This is a genomic window from Paenibacillus spongiae (assembly GCF_024734895.1).
Taxonomy (GTDB): Bacteria; Bacillota; Bacilli; order Paenibacillales; family Paenibacillaceae; genus Paenibacillus_Z; species Paenibacillus_Z spongiae.
Genome location: NZ_CP091430.1, coordinates 879,214 through 900,053, shown reverse-complemented (window position 1 = coordinate 900,053; position 20,840 = coordinate 879,214). Strand labels below are relative to the sequence as shown.

Annotated in this window: 15 protein-coding genes and 1 riboswitch; of the genes, 1 reads left to right on the top strand and 14 read right to left on the bottom strand. The window is 47.6% G+C overall.

What is annotated here, in order from left to right:
- Positions 1-370 precede the first annotated feature (370 nt).
- The 11 genes from L1F29_RS03870 to queC all read right to left on the bottom strand — a co-directional run bounded on the left by L1F29_RS03870 (position 371) and on the right by queC (position 11,585).
- Complete coding sequence (locus tag L1F29_RS03870; protein ID WP_258387074.1) at positions 371-1,657, bottom strand: ImmA/IrrE family metallo-endopeptidase; 1,287 nt, start codon at positions 1,655-1,657, stop codon at positions 371-373.
- Between the two features lie 9 nt (positions 1,658-1,666).
- Positions 1,667-1,990 carry a hypothetical protein gene (locus L1F29_RS03865; RefSeq protein WP_258387073.1) on the bottom strand — a complete coding sequence of 108 codons (324 nt, stop codon included), beginning with the start codon at positions 1,988-1,990 and terminating at the stop codon, positions 1,667-1,669.
- A complete protein-coding gene (locus L1F29_RS34335; protein WP_373876524.1) occupies positions 1,983-2,159 on the bottom strand; it encodes a colicin E3/pyocin S6 family cytotoxin in 177 nt (58 codons plus the stop codon). Before L1F29_RS34335 ends, L1F29_RS03865 begins: the two co-directional genes overlap by 8 nt.
- Positions 2,160-2,469: 310 nt before the next feature.
- Positions 2,470-5,634: a type I restriction endonuclease subunit R gene (locus L1F29_RS03860; RefSeq protein ID WP_258387072.1), complete on the bottom strand. Its 3,165-nt coding sequence runs from the start codon at positions 5,632-5,634 to the stop codon at positions 2,470-2,472.
- Positions 5,635-5,654: 20 nt separating this feature from the next.
- Positions 5,655-6,791 (bottom strand): restriction endonuclease subunit S, encoded by a 1,137-nt coding sequence (locus L1F29_RS03855; protein ID WP_258387071.1) that lies wholly within the window; start codon positions 6,789-6,791, stop codon positions 5,655-5,657.
- Entirely contained in the window at positions 6,778-8,352 is a 1,575-nt protein-coding gene (locus tag L1F29_RS03850) for a type I restriction-modification system subunit M (RefSeq protein ID WP_258387070.1), read from the bottom strand. Before L1F29_RS03850 ends, L1F29_RS03855 begins: the two co-directional genes overlap by 14 nt.
- Positions 8,353-8,654: 302 nt before the next feature.
- Positions 8,655-9,140 (bottom strand): restriction endonuclease subunit S domain-containing protein, encoded by a 486-nt coding sequence (locus tag L1F29_RS03845; RefSeq protein WP_258387069.1) that lies wholly within the window; start codon positions 9,138-9,140, stop codon positions 8,655-8,657.
- 50 nt (positions 9,141-9,190) lie between these two features.
- Positions 9,191-9,460 (bottom strand): N-6 DNA methylase, encoded by a 270-nt coding sequence (locus tag L1F29_RS34330; protein WP_373876523.1) that lies wholly within the window; start codon positions 9,458-9,460, stop codon positions 9,191-9,193.
- A gap of 297 nt (positions 9,461-9,757) precedes the next feature.
- A complete protein-coding gene (queE, locus tag L1F29_RS03840; RefSeq protein WP_258387068.1) occupies positions 9,758-10,486 on the bottom strand; it encodes a 7-carboxy-7-deazaguanine synthase QueE in 729 nt (242 codons plus the stop codon).
- Entirely contained in the window at positions 10,483-10,923 is a 441-nt protein-coding gene (gene queD, locus L1F29_RS03835; protein ID WP_258387067.1) for a 6-carboxytetrahydropterin synthase QueD, read from the bottom strand. Before queD ends, queE begins: the two co-directional genes overlap by 4 nt.
- Positions 10,920-11,585, bottom strand: a complete 666-nt coding sequence (gene queC, locus L1F29_RS03830; RefSeq protein ID WP_258387066.1) for a 7-cyano-7-deazaguanine synthase QueC — start codon at positions 11,583-11,585, stop codon at positions 10,920-10,922. Before queC ends, queD begins: the two co-directional genes overlap by 4 nt.
- Before the next feature lie 115 nt (positions 11,586-11,700).
- A riboswitch (PreQ1 riboswitch) is annotated at positions 11,701-11,745 on the bottom strand.
- 412 nt (positions 11,746-12,157) lie between these two features.
- On the opposite strand from queC, the gene L1F29_RS03825 reads away from it, so the two are divergent.
- Positions 12,158-15,709 (top strand): carboxypeptidase-like regulatory domain-containing protein, encoded by a 3,552-nt coding sequence (locus L1F29_RS03825; protein ID WP_258387065.1) that lies wholly within the window; start codon positions 12,158-12,160, stop codon positions 15,707-15,709.
- Between the two features lie 485 nt (positions 15,710-16,194).
- Here L1F29_RS03825 and L1F29_RS03820 read toward each other — a convergent pair whose 3' ends face one another.
- The 3 genes from L1F29_RS03820 to L1F29_RS03810 form a co-directional block, all read right to left on the bottom strand.
- On the bottom strand, positions 16,195-17,988 hold the full coding sequence (locus tag L1F29_RS03820; RefSeq protein ID WP_258387064.1) for an ABC transporter ATP-binding protein: 1,794 nt from the start codon (positions 17,986-17,988) through the stop codon (positions 16,195-16,197).
- 288 nt (positions 17,989-18,276) lie between these two features.
- Positions 18,277-18,432 carry a paeninodin family lasso peptide gene (locus L1F29_RS03815; protein ID WP_258387063.1) on the bottom strand — a complete coding sequence of 52 codons (156 nt, stop codon included), beginning with the start codon at positions 18,430-18,432 and terminating at the stop codon, positions 18,277-18,279.
- Between the two features lie 30 nt (positions 18,433-18,462).
- Positions 18,463-20,400 (bottom strand): asparagine synthase-related protein, encoded by a 1,938-nt coding sequence (locus L1F29_RS03810; protein ID WP_258387062.1) that lies wholly within the window; start codon positions 20,398-20,400, stop codon positions 18,463-18,465.
- Between the last annotated feature and the right edge of the window lie 440 nt (positions 20,401-20,840).

Sequence of the window (20,840 nt, the reverse complement as noted above, 5' to 3'; positions counted from 1 at the left end):
TGATTACATCATGCCGACCATGCTGACTTTGTTAATTCGATTGGTTCACAGGCTAAGATTATCTCTGCAATGTCTTGGACACGGCAATATCAGTACTACGATGAACATTTATGGACATGCGTTACGTTCTGCCGATCAGTCAGCTGCCGACAAGTTTGAAACAATCAATTTTATTAAACAAAAAAGGGACGTGATTAACCATTCACGTCTCCTCTTTAAAATAGACCTTACGTTACAGAAACTAGCCCTTTTTATTTTGTCAATAAAATACACAAAACCTCATTTACTTATGATACGGGTCACCGCATCATCTCAGAGGCGAAATTTAAGGTATTCATTTTTAAACTCTCTGCGCATGTAATCAAAGCGTCTACCTTCTACTCAAGAGTTCATTAATTTTGTTAGTGATAAAGTCTTCTAGTTTAGGATGCGATAAGATTGGCTTCAACTTTTCATCTCCAGTTAAACGGAGCTTAAAAGATTTATAAAAGTCCTCAAAGGTCGAAAAGTTACGATTATTTAATGAACCTATAATTCCACCTAGAACTCGCTTACAATGTTCACGCTCAGATTCATCATCATAGGAATCATTAAAAATCTCTTGGTTTATTTGTTTAGAGCTCCTTAAATCCCGTATTCTTTCTCTTTGAGGGGCACGAACAACAAAATTCCACCACCAAATTCTGTAACCTAATAAATCATAGTACCCATTATCGCTAGCATACTCATTTAACCACGATTTAGCCCTTTGAATTGTAAAGGGGATAGGTACGTTTGTATCTTTACTAAAAAACATTCTACTATAGTCTACACTTTCTATTAGTAGAATATAGCCCGAAGGCAATAACCCAATAATTTTTTCTAATGACGAAGCAATTGTTCCCTTCCCTTTTAAATCAATACTATTAAGTATCTCAGTTAAGCTCTGTGTTTTTAATTCCTCTAACATTACATTCAATGCTTGGGCACTTAGGTTGCTATCAATTTTCCACCATTGAATAGTAAACGTATCCATTCTATAAATATTTTGTTCTGTTGCATTATTATCTAGCCACTGAAAATCAATTAGTTCATCCCTCTTTGGAATAAACACTCTTGTACCCTCAGATTCAAAACGTTTTCCATGTATTCTATGATTATTTTTAACGTAAGCTATATAACCAGAAGGCAGAACTTTAAATAGGGAGAAAAAGGCCGCAGAAAAAGAAACGTCTGCTTCTTTACATATCTTTTCTAAAGTTAGATGTAGTCCTGCAGATATATGTTCCTTTACCATCTCTTCTAACCATGGTGTTGGCATTAACAGTTCTGCAGCAAAATTGTTCGCCTCATATTCCATAACACTGTAGAATGAATCATTAATAATGTCTTCCCTATCTATGTGACACGATATCATTCCATCATGCCCAGGTATAACTATATGGCCTAATTCATGAGCTAATGTAAATCGCTTGCGCGTACTTATTTGAGTTGGGTTTAGAATAACGAGTGGTTTCGTGTCTCTAAGAATACAAATCGCATCAATGCTCCCTGGAATAGTTGCTTCCTCGTAATCTGCATATTTAAGAATCAGACTTTGAATATCAACCGGTATCTTTAGACCAAATTTTTGAGATATCTTTTGTGCCATTTTTTGCTCAGGTTTTAAATCTTCCATAAAATACCCCTACTTTTGTATTCTACCAGTCCTTGCTAGCCATTCTTTTATAGATGCTGCTTCTTCAGGCGAGGCTGATCGTGCAACAAGACTTTCAGCGTTGTTTCTGCCAATAAACTCATTAATAGAAATCCCCAATTTGCGAGCATGGAATATAGTCCTGAGCATTGAGTCATTTTCCACCCAGATTGCGTACTCTTCTTCAGTCATACCCAAATATTCATAAACTTCTTCGGTTGAATTACTCTCGTGCCATTCTTCAATATAATCCTCAATCTCTTCCTGAAGCGCTTCACCTGCAAAACATGCTTCCATATACTTTAATTTAGACATTTAATCGCCTCCCAGGAAGTGCTGGCTTAATATACTTTCCTGTAATCGGATCTGCACTAGCAAGATGTATTCCTCTTTTTGTGAATACTTCTAACTCACCATGCAAACTATCCCAAGTATATAGTCGTTTGCCATCAAGTGACTGCCAAACTTTCCTATCTCCAATCATCTTAAGAAATTCGCAGTTATCTATAAATGAAGGTCTCGGTAATACTTTGTGTACCATATTTCCCCTCCATATTCCACAATTTACTGGAAATTATACTCTATTTCTTTTAATACAGGAATAGGATGAACCAAAATATTAAGTGAAGTTGCTGTCAGAGCGATAGCTTTCCTTAAAACATTATACTGCGATTAAGTAAGTATGCCCGTTTTTTTACACATAAAAACCCCAATACGTATTCGTAATCACTACGTATTGGGGCGATTAGGAGGATTCTAAACTACCGAACCAGGATATAGTTCGATTCAGACCTTTACTCAGCGTATTTTTTAAAATTCTCCGCCTGCTCCAGTACCTGCTCAAAGACTTCCTCGTCCCACTCTGGCGGATATCCATTTTTGTAGAGAAGAACTGTCAAATCCATGTTTAATTGATTCTTGATGTCATCGCGTGTAGACCAGTCTGCGTATTGAGCTTTTTCGTCAACTAACTCTTTTATTTCCCTGGCAAGTACTATGCATTTTTCATCATCGTATCTAAACTGGTGTTCGTCACGTACCTTCACTAAGATATCGTAAAAAGCCTTTTCCTCATATGTTATGCCGAGTTTCTCAAAAGATGCCTTGTCCTCCTGTAAATCGGCCATTATTTTAATCAGTTCGTCAGTTAGGTCATTGATAAAGTCCGCCACGACCTCACTAGTAAACACAAGTTTGTCACGGTTATTATAGGTTTCGATAACCTTTTTAAGCCGTTCGTCAAAGACAATAGCCTTTACCTTATTCGTTTTTCCGTAGCCTGAAATCGCCTTCCTGAGTAGCTTAAGCAAAGCGTTAAACTTCGATATTGGCAGGTCTATTTCTTCCAATTTTTTTTGAAACTCTTCGCCGAAAACATCTTCGGGTTTTTCCGCGTTGACAATGTTCTCGATACCGGTACAGGTGATAGCTTCCTGCACCATTTTTTCAACCACATGATTCATTTTTTCCGCGTCCGGCGCTTCGCCTTTCGTTTGCTTAAAGATGATAGAGCGAATTGCAAGATAGAACTGGGCTCTTGTAACTTCCAAGTCCGTTAACTCACCAGACGGGAAGCAAATCTCATAGGCTGCTTTCATCTTACGGGATAAATCCATGAAACGTTTTTCGACCTCTTTGCTTATTTGCACATATTCGGAGGCCGTGTTCAGACAAACAAGTCGCTCTAGAGGCTGCCCCAAATAGAATTTCTCCGCATTAAAACCGTTCATAAGCGCATCAATGAGAGACAGATGATTGCGGAACACTAATAGAGAAATCCGCAGTTCATCAATCGGGCTTTCCTGTGGCCCCCCATAAATTTTTATGGCTTCTAGCATATCATCCTTGATCCCGATATAATCGACCACCAAGCCTTTGTCCTTTCCCTCAAAAACCCGGTTGACTCGTGAAATCGTCTGAATGAGAGTGTGCTTTTGGATAGGCTTATCTATGTACATCGCGGTGAGTGATGGCACGTCAAAACCGGTTATCCACATATCAACTACGATAGCGATTTTGAAGTTGGAATCGTTGTTTTTGAATTGCTTGTCCAACTTCGCTCGGTATTCTTTATTACCGCACAAATCAAATAATTCTTTTTCATCGTTTTCGCCCTGAGTAGCCACCAATTTAATTTTTTCTAACGGAATTAGCTTCTCAAGCTTTTGCTCTGATAGTGCGGCTTCGTTTTCCGATTTTCTTGGGATGTTCCAATCAGGACGAATATCGATGATTTCTTTATACAGCTTGAAAGCCAGCGTTCTGTCCACACAAACAATCATTGCTTTTTGTACGATAGCAGGCTTTTCTGCACTTAACGCTTCGTAGTGCGTTACAATGTCCGCCGCCAGTCTCTTTAGTCGGTCGGGATGGCTAAGTACGCGTTTCATCTCGGTCATTGCGCGCTTACTCTCCTCGACCTGGACCGGATTGGCTCCCTCTTCCATACATTTTTCGTAATATCTTTGGATTTCTTTCGCTTGTTCCTCGGAAAGAATGACCCGAGCCAACCGCGGCTCATAGGCAATACGGACGGTAATGCCGTCGTCACTGGATTCTTTCATGGTATAACTATCAACCACATCCCCGAACACCGCTATGGTCTCGTCAATCGGGGTTCCGGTAAAGCCACAGTAAGTTGCGTTAGGGAAAGAATCACGGAGGTATTTCGCAAATCCAAAAGTGGTTGTAACGCCTTTATCGGTAACTTTTAGCTTTGTGCCTGTATTCGTTTGTGTTCTATGCGCCTCATCTGAGATACAGATGATATTATTGCGGTCAGAAAGAAGCCCCGTCGATTCACAGAACTTCTGGATCGTTGTAATATAAACGCCACCGCTGGCTGCGCCACCAAGTGCCTCCTGCAAATCTTTTCGGTTTTCAATGCTTCTCACATTCTTATCGTGTAGGTAGCGTTTAGATGCAACGAACAACTCGGAAGTTTGGGTGTCTAAATCCTCTCGATCTGCAATAATGACGATAGTCGGGTTATTGAATGTTTCCCGTTCCCGAAGTGCAAGCAAACGAGATAGAAACAGCATAGTATAGGTTTTTCCGCAGCCCGTCGCACCAAAGTACGTACCGCCTTTACCGTCGCCGTGCGGACGTAGATGTTCCTTAATGTTCGCGAGCATCTTGTTCGCGGCAAAGAACTGTGGGTACCTGGTAATGACCGTAAGTTCACCTTTGCTCTCATCAGGATAATACACGAAGTCACGGAGAATGGCAGTCACCCTACCTTTAGAAAAAGCACCCCGAATCATTGTAAACAGCGCACTAATGCCGTTTGCAACCTTCTCCTCATCGTTTGCCTTATTCCACGCATAATAATATTCATAAGGCGTAAAAATACTCGCAAGCTTTGTGTTCGCTCCGTCAGTAATGACGGAAAGGAAGCAGTATTTCATTAGCTTGGGGATGTCGCGGCAGTATCGCTTATGAATCTGTTCCCAAGCGTCATAGATAGTCGTATCTTCCTTTATTGCCGATTTAAATTCAAATATTGCGACAGGAATGCCATTCATGAATAATAGCAAATCAGGGCGACGCAGATGTTCGCCCTGAATGGAATACTGGTTGACAACCTTGAAGATATTATTCTTTGGCACATCATAATCAATATAACCCACGTGAAGTGCAACTTGTCCCGCGTCGTCACGTGGGAGGTCAAATCCTTCGTTTACCAGCCAAAATGCCTCGCGGTTGCCTTGATACAGCGGGTCAGATGGAATAAGTTTCAGGCGATTGATGATCTTTTGAATTTCGTTCTCAGTCAGACTTTCACCTTTATACCTGTTAGTAAGAAACGTGCGCAAGTCATCCTCAAGCAGAATGTCTTCAAATTTACGGTGCATGGTATCACCGAGTACAGAGGTATAGTCTTGCGCCTGAAACAACTCAATTATGGCATTTTCCAATTGTTCCTCGGTAAATTGACCCTTTAAGAAGTTTAAATCCATGTTCGTCCTCCCCCCGTTCTTTAGGCATTTTTAGCTTCACCCAGCGAGCCTTTTATCAATATTGGACAGATGTCCTTTATTTGCGCTTTTAACTTCTCTTTGATGTCCCTGCGTGTAAGATAGGCGTTGTAAATATTTACAATTGATCGCTGAACCTCTATGTCGGGGATTGGGATTTTCACCTCAAACATATCCTCCCACGCGAATGCTTCACGCGCGCTGCCCCATGAATTAAAGCGAGTATATCGGTCAAACTCTGAACGACTGAAAAACATAGCCAGATAACTCGGAATCAGCTTATCCTTTTGGTTAATCCTAAAAACGATATAAGACGATGAAACAATATAAGTTTCATCAGAGCCGTTATGGGCAAGCGAAATTTTTTCACCGTTACGGGAAGTGATTGTCACATAAGCAAACGCATCCGGTTCAACAAGTAAATATGGTTTCAGAGAAACACCGGTCATGTCAGCTTTCGTTTCGATGAACACTTTGTTGATTGACACGCCCCTTAATGCATCAATACCATATTGAAAATCGGCGTTTTTCGCATCTGATAATTCAATATACTCACCAATTGCCTTATGTGGCAGCGTCCGTCGCAATTCATTAATATAGGCATCACATGCCAATTTAAGATCCTCTAACCCGCTATCATATGTCTGTTGATTTTGATTAATAGCGTTGTAGATATTCACATATTTTTGTTGTATTGGAAGTGGTGGGAGGTCGATTTCAATGTCACACATATCCTCCCACGAAAAAGTCTCGCGCGCCGAGCCCCATGAGTTAAACCTCGTGTATCTGTCAAATTCCGGTCGGTTAAAATAAATAAACAAGTAGTCGGAAAGTAAAATATCATTTCGGCTCACGTAGAACACGTTGTACGAGGAAGAAACAATAAATGTTTCTTTTGATTCATTATGTGCTATGGTGATTTTTTCTCCGTTTCTCGAAGTTACAGTTACATAAGCAAAATAATCTGGCTTAACAACCATATACGGGGTTAAAGAGACACCATCCATATCGGCTTTTGTGTCAATGAATGCTTTCTTAATTGATATGCCCTTTAAGGCGTTCAAATCATAAATATTAGCTGAATTCTTTAATTCGGACAAAGTGATCAAATCACCTAATTTAAATTTACTCAATCCCATAACCTATCCCCTTAAACGCAGTTTCCAACATGGTCTGCGAGGCTTTCTCTGCTTTCAGGATCTCTCGCATCTCACCTTGAATCCGTGCCATTTCAGCGGCATAATCAATCTCCAAATCATGGTCGATAAACTCTATATACTTGCTTGGCGCGAGGGAGTAGTTCCGTACTCGGATTTCTTCCAACTTAGCCGATTTGCAGAGTTCCGGCATATCGGTATAAGCCGATTTATCTGCATTCTGCCAGTCTGTGTAAATCTTCTTGATGTTGGCAATCTGCTCCTCGTCGAACATCACATACTTTTTCTCATAGACATTCTCATTCCATCGACGTAAGTCAATAAACAACACCTCATTCTGTCGGTCGCGCAACTCACGACCGTTCAGCATCCGAGCCTTTTTGTTGTTATTGACAATCCAAAGCGTAACCGAAATATCCGTCGAGTAGAACATCTCACGAGGAAGAACAATAATTGCCTCCAGTTTGTCGTTTTCAATAAGCTGTTTGCGAATTTTGTATTCCTCACCACCTGCGTTCAAAGCACCGTTTGAGAGCAGAAAGCCCGCAATACCATTTGTCACGTCAAGTTTAGCGAGCATATGCAGCACCCACGCATAGTTAGCGTTGGAAACGGGAGGTACATCATAGCCTCTCCAGCGGTAATCGTCGGTGAGTTCGTCCTTGCCTCGCCAGTTTTTCAGATTAAACGGTGGATTTGCCATGATGAAATCCACCTTGTCATCCTTGTGGCGGTCGTCAATAAATGTTGAAATTGCCCTATCGCCGAGGTGATAGGAAATACCCCGTATAGCCAGATTCATTTTTGCCAGCCGCCATGTATCGGGATTAGACTCCTGCCCAATGACGGAGATTTTCAATCGATTGCCATTGTGCCGTTCCACAAACTTAACTGACTGCACAAACATGCCGCCGCTTCCACAGCAGGGATCGTAAACGCGTCCACTATACGGCTCTATGAGTTCGGCGATAAGGTTAACGATGCTTGCGGGAGTATAGAATTCACCTTTTTCGGCACCCTGACCGGCGTCCATGGCAAATACCTGTAAGAAGTATTCATATACCCTTCCGATGAGGTCTTTGTCCTGAAATTTCTTCTCATCTATCTTGTTAATTTCGTCGATCAGCCCTTTAATAGATGCACTTCTAGCACCAAGCGTCGCATAGAAGTTCTGCGGCAGTGCGCCTTTTAAGGATTTATTCTTATCTTCAATATCTGCCATAGCCTTGTCCAAAATAACGGCGATTTCGTCCGAGCTGGCGTTCATTACGATGTAAGACCAGCGTGAAGTTTCGCTCAAATAGAACACATTTTCAGAAAGGTAGAAAGAGGCTTTTTCAAGGAACGCAGGTACATCACCGTACTGCGCCTTTATTTCCTCGCGCCGTTTTTCAAATTTATCTCCGGCGAATTTCAGAAATACCAAGCCCATGACGGCGTCGCGGTTTTTTTCGTTTCCGCCCACAGTTCCCCTAAGGGCATTCCGGCAATTCCATAAAATGCTTTCAAGCGATTGTTCCTGCACTACAGTTTTTTTTGCCATAGTTCACTTCGTTCCTTTCTAAGTTGCTTGCTTTGTATCTTCATATCTTCAAAGTCATTTTCAAAAAGCTAATTTCGCTCAAAGAGCATTCTATCATGCAGTGAGGATAACTAGCTGTCAGGAAACGATGTTCTCTTTACTTAAGGGGTCATATAGTTTTAATTCGACACAGAAGCCCCATCTCCTGTGAATGGACTATTCGGCTTAATAGTGCTTTTGAATTATCTTTAAGAAATTCCGGTTAACTAAAGAGGGGTTATAAAACCACGCAAAACTCTATAAACTTTCTCAGATTAACTAACTTACTTTTTCTGCATATATCCTCTGCTTAAACCCGTTTTATCATAAACCTGCTCTAATTGAGCGATACGCATCTGTTCAGCCGCCGCGAGTGCTTGGGCATAGGCACCCATTGCCTTTTTATAGCTTAGCCCCACATGTTCCATCTCTTCAGCACTTAGTTTGAGTATCGGAATATCTTGAATTTCCTTCACGTTTAGAATGGGTAGTGAAGCACCTTTCCTCAAGGCGCGGATGTAAGATTCCCCAATAGGACTCTCAAAGAATGCAAATAAGGAATACGGATCTACCCCGGGAAACGGACGAAGGCCTATGAAGTTAACCGATATTTCAGCTTCTTCTTCTCTGGTTATTGCCTTTATTCCGTAATTTTCAACGGCTTCTAAGTGAAGCACCCCGTCCTTAACGTCGGATAATTGTATGACTTTAGCATGAAAAGCATCTGCCTCTACACTACTTGCTGTATTTAGACCCCTGTAAATCGTCATAAGTTTAAAGGTACCGTCGTCGTATTCTGTTCATACATAGAACGATCGATTTATACGTCCCCTATGACTGATTCTGCATCCTCCATCTGCACATAAGAACCAGGTAACAAATTATAATTATTCTCCCGAATCTCAAACACATCTAAGATTCGACTTAGCTTCTTATCCTCTTTCAAGCCAGAGTAAAAATCTAGTATCTGTTCAATCTCGAGACTAGAAAGAACCGTCACACCTCGTTTTCTTTCACCAAACGATGAGGCATCTATGATTTGTACCTTACCTTTACGAGCAGGTTCTTTCTTCTTGTTTAGAACAAGCATTGTCACGGGAATAGCGGTGCCTAAGAAAACTCAAGTTCACCGCGAATAATCTTAAACAGCAGAAATTAGTATCCCTAATAAACTTTCCCTGACATAATAAAGACAAATTGGGGACACGTAAATGGCGCGTCCCCAAATAGATACATCCATCATTGATACCCCTTATATATCAACAAACTCTCTCAATATGTGTCGTATGCGGGAACAGGCATTGGCTATCCACCCTTAATTTACATTGATCTATTTGTTTTCGTTCTATTGCTTGTTGATCTAACTAACTCCCCACGTCTCTCCCCATCAAACCCCACGCCTATTCCCCCAAACCCAGGAATGCAGCTGCGGAAGCACCCGAACACTCTTTAACTCCCTCGATGCCATAACAGCATCAATCAGCCACTCATACCGCTTCACAAGCCTTTTTATCAAAACTTCCTGATCGCTCTCGGTCAAATCATCATTCCCCGCTTGCACATAAAATGTACATCCGGGATAACGCTGATGGACCTTCACCGCATACTGCAAATCGAGCTCATCGAACACGACAACCTTCAGGCTGAAGTTCCTACCTGCTTGAGTCAGCTTTTCGATGATACCATCCAGCACATCCCAATCGGTGCTCATACCTGAGCTTGGCGGTTTCGGCGACAGCGTCAGCTCATCGATGGTTAGGAACCAGTCCTGCCAGCGGCTGCCCTGCGTTTCCAAGGCTACCCTTATCCCCCTAGTATGGAGCAAATCGACCAATTCATGCATGCCTCCGATTAACGCAGGATTCCCGCCGGAAATCGTCACATGGGAGAAGGTATCTCCGCCGACCTCGAAGAGCTCGGCAACAATCTCCTCGGCCGTCAGCATGCGAATATCCTGTTTTCCCGTCCCATCCCATGTAAAAGCAGAATCGCACCAGGAGCACGAATAGTCGCAGCCCGCCGTGCGCACGAACATCGTTTTCTGTCCGATAACCATTCCCTCGCCTTGAACGGTCGGGCCGAATACTTCCATCACCGGTACGCGTGCCGCGCTCATCGCGATCCTCCTGCTAACGGACGGTACACCACGTAGCTTGTCGGCGTCTCCCTTAGAAAGACTTGAACGCAGATCGGCTTGTTCGCCGCTTGGTCCAGATAAGACTGGATGATCTCGCTCATCGTTCTGGCGACAACCTCTGTCGTCGGGAAGCGCTCGGCGTCCTCGTCGCTAAACAGGTCGTCATGATCATTTAACAAGGAATGGTCGAACCGTTTATGGATCAATTCCTTAATCTCGGCAAAATTCACTAAAAATCCGGAATCGTCCAGCTCATCGCCGACAATCGTTATGTTGGCGAAGTACGTATGCCCATGCACCCGGCTGCATTTTCCCGCTCGTTCCGTCGGGACGTAATGCGCGGCTGCGAACTGCATATCTTTGTTCAACTCATACCTGTAGTTATGTGCGACAGTCGGATAAATCTGTTGAATCATATCTGCCCCGCCCCGCTCTTCTTGTCCATATATTCTTGCAGCCCTTTTGCTCGCAATCGGCAGGCCGGACACTCGCCGCATCCATCGGCAATGACGCCGTTATAGCAGGTAAGCGTTCGTTCCCGCACATAATCAAATGCGCCGAGCTCATCAGCCAGCTGCCACGTTTCGGCCTTCGTCAGCCACATCAGCGGCGTATCGATCACAAACATATAATCCATGGATAGGTTTAACGTAACATTCAATGACTTGATAAAAATATCCCGGCAGTCCGGATAGCCGCTGAAATCGGTCTCGCAAACTCCGGTTACGATATGCTTCGCTCCGATCTGCTTCGCCAGTACAGCCGCGAATGACAAGAACAGCAGGTTACGCCCGTCTACGAATGTCGTCGGCAGCAGCCCCGCCTTCTCCTCGATCGCAATATCGTCCCTGGTCAGGGCATTCGGAGCCAGCTGGCTTAACAGCGACATATCCAACACATGATGCTTGATGTTCTGCTCCTTGGCAATGCTGGCCGCAACCTCAAGCTCCAACCGATGGCGCTGACCGTAATTGAACGTGACGGCCTCTACCTCGGCGAAACGCTCCTTCGCCCAAAACAGGCAAGTAGTGCTATCTTGGCCGCCGCTAAATACGACGATTGCTTTTTCTTTATTCAACACGTCTTCCTCCTCATGTACACCGATCTCTCAGTGTTTGCATTTCTGAACGGAGGCATTCCGTAAACCACTCTTCTTCTTAAGAACAAAGAAAAAACGATACCCTAAGGATACCGTTCCCTTAGTTTTTTATAGAGGGTTTAGCTAGAACCTCTCCTGAATTCACCCCTGACATTACCGCTCGGGTGCGTTCAGATTTTTATATTGTTCGTATCCAATTATACTATGCCTCGATCGAACTTGCAGCCCATAACTTTTTCCCATCAGAATTCCCCACCGTTCTCCATTACACCGAGTTCTCCAACAGCGATTAACCTCAAGCAACCATTTTTACAAAATATTTTTCCGTAGGCTCCATCAAACGACAGACTACGCCGTTCCCTCGCTTCTATACTAGCTATTGGGCCGACAACAACATACAAAATGAAGTTTCAGCAAATGCTTTCTTATCCGCCAACAGATGCAGAAATTCGGGAGCTGACGGGCAGCATGGAGCTATCGTAATGAAGGAAACGCCGATCCCGAACCGGCAGAATCGATCTCTATGTATATCATCCAATTGGAGGTAATTTATGGCTACCATTATTGGAAGAATCGCTCTTCAGCCCGCCGTCGTACGTCCCGGCGAGACCGTTCGTGTCGAAGTGTTCGTCATCGACGACAACCCTATCATCGGCAGCTCCGTACAAGTCTCGGTCAACGGCAAGCCGGGCGCCCTGCATTATCTGCAGTTTCCGGCCGCAGGCCAGCGCAGGCTGATCGTCCGCGCCCGGACGGCGGCCGGCGAGACCGACCAGCAGGTCGCGCTGCTCGATGTGGTCGGCGCGCCGCTGGAATTTCAGTCGTATCAGAACCGCAGCGACATTGCGATGATCGGCGTCTCGCAGCTGCCGACGCAGCCCTACACGGCGGTATTCACGCTGGGCTCGACGATGGACACGCGATCCCCGCATCTGCAGCAGACAAGGCCTTCCATATCTCCGCAGCTGACCAAGGTCTTCGCGCCGGATTCGCTGACTGCGCGTCTGGCGTCGCAAGGCGCATTGGGCCGCGTCATGACGGAGAACCCGCAAGCACTGACCCGGATAGAGACCCGGCGCATGACGAACACGCGCGCGAATGCAAGCGTGCGGACGGATATCGGCATCCGGCTTGTGCCCAAGACGGCCAAGCGGCTTGCGGTCAGCGCAGTCTACGATTTGACGAACATCTCGCTAGACACCATCTTCGGGGAGGCCGTCAGAGCGCCGCGGATGGAATTCGAGTGGGATTTCGGCGATGGCGCTAAGGCTACGACGCGTACGCCGGTCGTCAGCCACGACTATTTCGCAACGATCGATCACGCGGCGGGCGTCGGCCAATTCGTCGTTTCCTGCAATGTCAAGCATGCGGGCATCACCGTCAAGCGGACGCTGACCATTCACTCGGCCTATGCGATTTGCAAAGCTGCGGGCACGGTCGTGCCTCATGTGACGGCCGACCTGTTCGCGCATAAGCGCTATAATATGCTGACCGGTATGTTCACGGTCTACAACGTGGAGGATACGCCGATTGTCCTGGATCGCGTATCGATCACGCCGATGGTGGATGACGGCGACGCCGTTACGATGCCGCGGCCGTACGTCAATCTCAAGCAGCCGATTACGATCGCTCCGCGCTCGTCGTCCATGGTCGGTGTCAACGTCCCGTTCGTAACCGGCACGCCGGAAGCCGGGCAGCTGCGTTTCGACGTCAAGAGCTTCACGGTGCTGTACGCAGGTACGGTAGGGGCTTCGCCGGTAAGGTGCAGCGCCGTCTTCGACGTTCCGGTAGCGGAATGGAGCATGAAGCCGAAGTCTCTCCAGCTGCCCGAGCTTCCGCCCAAATACCGCAAGCCTTGGCCCTGGGAGCTGGTTGAGAATGTGCTCGCGGAAGTCGTCAACCCCGTCGTCAATCCGGTTCTTCCCGCAACCGTGCTTGACGCGAAGACCGGCACCTTGGCCGTCTCCCTTGGAGCCTTGAACAGCGGCGCGAACACGAAGGCGCTCGCGCGCGACCAAGGCATGCGGGCGTTATCCGCGGTATACGCGCCGGTCGACAAAATGATCGAAGCGCGCAGCATGGCCGCTCCGGCCGCGCGGTTCCTGTCGCAAGAAATCCAACGCGAAACGTTGAATATCAATCTTCCCAAGTTTACCCCGAAGCTGCCGACGCTTGACCTCGGAAACCTCGGCGGCCTCGGAGGCATTATCCGCCCGCTCAACGGCCCGCCGCTGCCGGGCTTTATCGCCGAAGGGCAAGTATGCGATCCCGATAACCTCTCCGAAGAGGATCTTGCCACAGCCGATGCCGGGCAGCTGGTATGTCAGCTCACCGACGAAGTCAAAGATGTCCTTATGCCGGCCCGGTGGATGAACGCGCGCAAGGGAGACTGCATTCTATCCCCTGGCGGCGATGGCATCATCGGCGGTCTGATGCTGAACGTGAAACCCGCGCAGTGGTACAGCCATTCCGGGATCATGACGCGCAACTACGACGAAATCACTCATAGCACCGGCAGCCAAAAGCGTCTGATGGACCATCTGATCGGGGTGCTCGCCGACGGGTCCGACGGCTTCGAGCCGAACGTGCTGAAGTATATCTGGCCGGGGGCGATCACGCAGACCGTACAGCACTCGATCGAAGGGGAAGCCTTCCCGGATCCGGAGTACGACAAGACCTATTCCGTCTCCGCGTTCGGACCGCATGCCGTCGGCGTGACCCATAACGACCAGTTCACGATGATTCCGCCGCTAGTCGTAAAGCCCGATCCGATGCAGGAAACGCCGGCGGTTCGAACGGCGCTGCACGCCATTGCAACAGACGCGCGAAACAATGCCGGGCGGCCGGGTGTCAAGCCGAAGTATCACTATCGCTGGTACTGCTACACCGATCCGACCATCGGTCTCGGCGAGCCGGAAGGTCCTGAAGCCGGCTGGGCGGCCGGCACCAGAGCCTCGGTATGCTCTTCGTATATTTGGATGCACGCCAAGGCGCGCGGCGCCCATCTCGAAACCGGCCAAGCGCTGGTAACGCCTACAGATCTCGAGCCAAGCGATGTCGCTCAAGGGGCTACCGTTCGGCCGACGACGCCTGACGGGCTGTATAACTATTCTGCGCAAGAGCGTCTGGACGCCGCGTATTGGCTGTACGATACGATCTACAATCAAGCTTACGAGAAAGCGGGCTGGTTCGGCGAAATCCTTACCGACGGCGCGGATGACGTCGCCAATCAGTTCCTCAATGCTTTCGCCAATGACGATGCGGACGGGAAAGACAGCGAGGAGTGGGAAAATGTGACGGATGCCGACGCCGTATCGCCAGACAACATGCTGTGGTGGGACGGTCCTTCACTTGGCGGGCTATACGGCTTCGCTGAGCCTGCGATCTACCGCGAACCGCGCGTGGAAAGCTACACGGTCAGCAGGTGGAAGAAGGTGCTGAGCCGCGGAACCGTTCGCGGCAAAGTATACGGCGAAGCCGGCCCGGTCGCCGGCGCCATGGTTCAGGCCTATGACGGCAAGACGGCGTTCTCGGGGGCCGACGGCAGCTACTCGCTTCACGACGTGCCGCTTGGAAGCTACCAGCTCAAAGGCTCGAAGGTTATTGACGGCGTCCTGTACTCGGCTCAGGTCAACATCAATCTGAACGCCGCCGATCTCGTAGCGGACATCCATCTGCAGCCGCCTTCGGACCGCTACCGGCTGGCCCAAATCTTCATCGACTTCTGGGGCCGCGATGAAGAAAATATCGGCTCCGATCAGATTCTGGATCCCGGCCCCGAATATTTCGAGCTCGAATTGGGTCCGGATAAACTGGTGAATTCCGCCCACCGCACGTACAAATGGGGCGGCGAGATGCGGGTAGAGTACGCGATAACGGTGAGGCTGCTCGTCAACAACACCATCGATGTCCAGGTACAGGGCACGCTGTACGAGGGTACGAGCGAGGATAACGACGACCTCGACGGCCAGGGCGGCCTCACGTTCCAGGCGGGCGTCGGCCAGACCTCCGGAGCTACGCTCACGATTACGAATACGGACGAAGACGACGACGATGCAGGGGTCTTGACCATCTCGGTCAAAAATGTCCGCAACAACAATTAATGCATCAGATGGCAGACGGGGACCGGTTCGACCTGAACAACGCTCATTCTCGCAAAGCTCCTCCGCCGCCCACAATGCATTGCAGCAAAAAGAAAAGAAACAGCCGCCGCCGAAACTTCGGCGGCGGCTGTTTTCACATCATGCGTGGTGCACGCTGACTTTGCCACTCTTGATACGGCGTTATCCATTCTCTTTTAACTTTTTGTTGAGGTACTTGTCGTCCAGGAGTTGAAGACTGCCCCGATATCTTGGACAGACGTGGGCAGTGTGGGCAGTTGTATTGGGATACATGTTCTTACAGGCTGTACTTATGGTCGGGGTTAGCCTAAGCTTACACGCTTGAAATGGGCAGGCTCCCTGTTGCCAATAGGCGACGCCAGCGGGTTATAGCTGGTTTCGCTCAAGGAAAGAAGCCGAATCGGCTCTTGCTCAAGTTCTATCGGCACTCGCGGCGCTCCGTGCAGGAGGCTAAACCGCGCGATGCCTTATTTTGCCTCCTGGATTTCCAGCAGCTGACCGAACAACCCGCCCATCTCCGTGGATAACTGCTTATAGCCTCCCTGCTGGACGAGTCTGCCCTTATCCAGGACGATAACCTGATCAGCATGGCGAAGCGTGGACAATCGATGAGCGATGACAATAATCGTCATGCTTCCTCTCATTCGCTCGATCGATTCTTGAATGATCGCTTCATTCTCGCTATCAAGCGCGCTTGTGGCTTCGTCCAGAATAAGAATAGCCGGCTTCCGCAGGATCGCTCTTGCCAATACGATTCGTTGACGCTCTCCGCCCGACAAGCGTATGCCGCGTTCGCCAATCACCGTATCCAGCCCATGGTGCAGCTGCCGGATCAATTCGTCAGAGGCCGCGAATCGGAGCGCCTCCCACATTTCCTCATCCGTTGCATGAGGGGCAGCCGCATAAAAATTTTCTCTAATCGTGGAGTGGAATAAGAAGGGATCCTGAGGCACATAACCGACGGAGCCCCTTAATCGCATCGCCAACTCTGCGTCCAGCGGCATGCCGTCAATCAACACTTGTCCCTTCTCCGGTTCGATCAGTCCGATCAACAGGTCGACTAGCGTGCTTTTGCCCGCGCCTGATTTCCCTACGATAGCCGTCATGCTGTTGGCCGGCATTCTTAAGCTAATATCCTGCAGCGCATAGTCTTTCTGATTGGCATCATAACGATAATAGACGTTCTGATATTCAATAGCCCGCTCTACGCAGATGTTTTCTGTCTGGGAGGCAAGCTGGATTTCCGCTACTTTAGCCGCCTTATAGTCTTTCTCCAGTTCGATTAAGCTGTTGAAGGCCGGAAGCGATTGCGCAAGCTGCTCCCAACGGTTCTGAATGGAAGCAAACCTCGGCCACAGGCGGGAGAAGATCACAATGATAAAAACCAGCTTTTCGGCCGGTACTTGATAGAACACGACAGATATAAACATAAACAATGAAATTAAAAATCCGGATACGATTTTGTGGTAAAGTGTTGAACGATTCTGCAATCTGCTAAATTGAACGGAGTTGCGCTCCATCTTCTCGCACAGCATGCGAAACCAGCTTACATGCTGCTGTTCCATCAAATTGCTCTTGATTTCTTTGATGCCGTTGAAATGGTCGGTCATCCCCGCCATATAGGCTTGCGTCAATGCCGTAGCTTGATCGCCGTAAGCACGCGATTGTTTCAAGAATTTGCGGGAATACAGGGCAAGCGCAATACCGCAGAGCAATATGGTTACGGTCAGTTCAACCGACAGCCATAACGCAATAACAATTTGAACGATTGTGAACAGCCCCATCAGAAGCAAGCCAAGAAAAACATACACCCCGTAATTCACGCGATGAAGCTCGGAGGTCATCGTATGGATGAGATCGGATCTTCTTTTTTTAAGAAAGAAGGACCAATTGGCGCGCATAATGGATTCATAAATCTCCAATCTCAAATACTTCACGAATCCGTGGCTTATCCGATCATTCATGACCGTAAAATATCTATATAGCAGAGCTTGCCCGGTCCACATCACAAGGAAGATAACCAATGTAATTACAAAAGCATGCTCGGCAGGAAATTTTCGTAACGGTTCAAGTATCGTCGAAATAAATGGGATGGCTCCCGATGAGGCATCAAAGAGGCCGATCAGACCGAGCATGGCGGCCAGCAGGAAAAAGCCGGTGCCTTCAATCATGCTAATGATCATGATGCCGACTAGCGGAACATACAGCTTCAGGCCTGCGTAACGATGTAATTTTCTTATATAAATCAACAAATTAGCCATTGATGCTAGACTCCTTTTTGGATCGCTTCCATAATGAGCGCCGCAAATGACTCCATGCTGCAGCCTGCTCCGGATAACCGCGTTCAAGAAAAGCGGCTGCGGCCGTTATGCCTCCATCCGCAAGAAGAAACGGCTCGCGCCGTCCTTGGTGGCGATGTTAGTTTCTTCCCTTAGAAAGATAAGTAAAGTATCGCGTAGAAACTTATACTTTTATTATATTTTGAAAAAGCCCTTATACTTGGAACAAGTATACGGGCTTCGCTTTCTACTCGCTGAAGGGAATACAACTTAAGATGGATCTAGAATAGCTTCACACTTGATGGCGTTATTATGCCCGTCATTGTTCGCGTCGGGATTGCACCAATGCGGCCCGCCCATCGTCATCGTGACCGACAGCACTTCCAACGTTGGCTTATGCCAAGCCAATTTCGTGAGCTTTGTCATGTAGGATCACCTCCTTTCGCAGACATCGGTTTAAGAGCATTGCTGTATAAAGCGATAGGCGATCAAGCTGCGCATCAATAATCGGGCATCATGATCAAAAGCATATTCCAGCTTCGGCTCCGTTCCGAGCTTTTCAAGCGATTGCTTGATTTGAGGAACGTTCAAGTAATGCGCGGCGGCAGAGTCGCGGCAAAGCTTCTCCATTTGGTACCGGAACGCTCCCCAATCCGGCAGCATCCGATAGATCCAATCCGCACCCTGTACGCCCCTTGCACGGATATTCATCCTCACCATATCGGGCAAGCAGCCTTCCGTCGATCTTCGGATAAGGGAGCGGTCGATTCCATGCTGGATATATTGCTCGTCCGGCAAGGATAAGCAGAATCGCACGACTCTTGGATCGCTGGTCGGATCGCGCTCGCTTACGGCATAAGGCAAGGATAGCTTTGTGTTTGACGTGCCGATATGGTTGGATACCGATAAACGTTGAAATTGATTGTTTCTTGCGGTGACCTCATCCGGAGCGTAGTCCGCGAGTCCGACATGATGAGGCATCAGCTTCTCGATCACCTTCGTCCTAGCAGCAAAGTCGGGATGGATAACCAGCGGGATAGCGGACTTCCGCTTGGCAAGTGCCGATCTCATCCAATAGGCATACGCTTGCTTGGCAATAATCGGGATCACGACCGATCTGCCCGTTCGCATCACCCGCGCATAATGTTTGATCTCTTGATAGAAATTCGTCCAACGAAGCGTACGCAATAGCCGCGCGTAATGATCAATCGGATCTCCCCAGGAGATGGTATAGTTGCCTCGGCTCCCGTTCAGCATAACGCCGACGTTCTGCTCTTGGGCCCGCTCCAGCATGCCCGTCAACCAAAAGGAATTTTCAAAAAACTTGTAAGGCCCCTCCATCAGCTCCAGCACGGTGTCCATCTCGCGGATCGCATTGCGGCCTTCGAAATCCAAATAATTCTCCTCAATATTGCCAATGTAGCGGGCCGATGCCTGGATGTAGGGCGTTTCATCCGCGATGAGCCTTCTCGGCGTCCAATCCTCAAAGGCCGCTGAGGGGACATAGCTATAGGCGTGCAGCACCTTACCTTCCTGTGAAAGCGGTTTCGCAGCAAAACATGCAACGGCCCCTGAATCCAGCCCGCCGCTTAATCTTACGCCGACTTGGCGATGGGTTCGCAGCTTCGAGCGAACAGCCTCCTGAAAGACCTCTCGAAAGGCATCCTCATAATCGCCATTGGTCTTCAGCTTCAGCTTAGGGGACGATGCTGCCAATTCGTCGTATTGCTCAATCGTGACGGTCCCTTTGGCCACGGTAAAAGAATGGGCGGGCGGCAGCTGCATAATTTCGCCATATGCCGTGGAGTGAACATCGATCGTGTCCATCATCATGGGAATGGCCAAAAATTCGGCAAACCATGATTCATTTATCTTTTTATGGATGCCGGGCACTTCAAACAGAGGATTAATAACCGTACAGAAAGCGAACCTGGCCGGCCCATGATGATAATACAACGTTCGCCTGCCCAACAAGTCGCGTGCACCAAAGAGCTGATGACGGCGTTCATCCCAGATCACGAAGGCATAATCGCCTATTAAATACTTCGGGGCACGCCTCCCCCACTTCATGTAGGCCGCGAGAATGAGTTCAGAGTCCGTAATGGTTTTCCTTGCGCTATAATCAATGTCCAACTGATCGCATAACTGCTTCCTGTTGTCGATTATGGCATCGGCCGTAATGGCAAGCTCTCTTGTTGCATCGTAGCGGGGAAGCTCCTCGTTAATGGATTCCGGCGTTATCCATTGTGCATGACAGCCCATGGACAGGCCATCACGGCGCCAAATATTCGCATCATCCGCTGGATATTTCTGCAGAGCCTTCATCATATGCATCATCGTTTCCCCGGATGAATATTCATGGCTCAGTTCAAGGATACCGGCAATTGCACTCAACTTTTCGCCCCGCTTTATCTAATGATTAACCGTTCTTTATAAAGAACATTTACATTTGATCAGATTGTAGCATATCCTTTCTCTTTTGTAACTATATACCCGGTTTTAATTCAAGAAATTTAGGCCTATTTTTATTAGAGGTAACATAATTCGCCAATATATTCGTTTAAAAGAACACTCCTGCATGATTGAGATGATGTCCGCCTTGTACCGTCCGATTCTTGTCGATTGCTGAAGGGTCCGTTAACCGCGTATGGATTTGCGAAATATTATTTCAATTGGAATAAGTAGTTGTATTGGATTGTGCTTGCCACACTGATGGCGCCGCTCGTTGAATATGCTTGATGCTTACCAGCCACTGATTCTACTGGCAATAGCAAATGCTTATGCTGTATTTCTCACCATGTTCTTGTCCAAAATTCAATGATCAATGCGATATT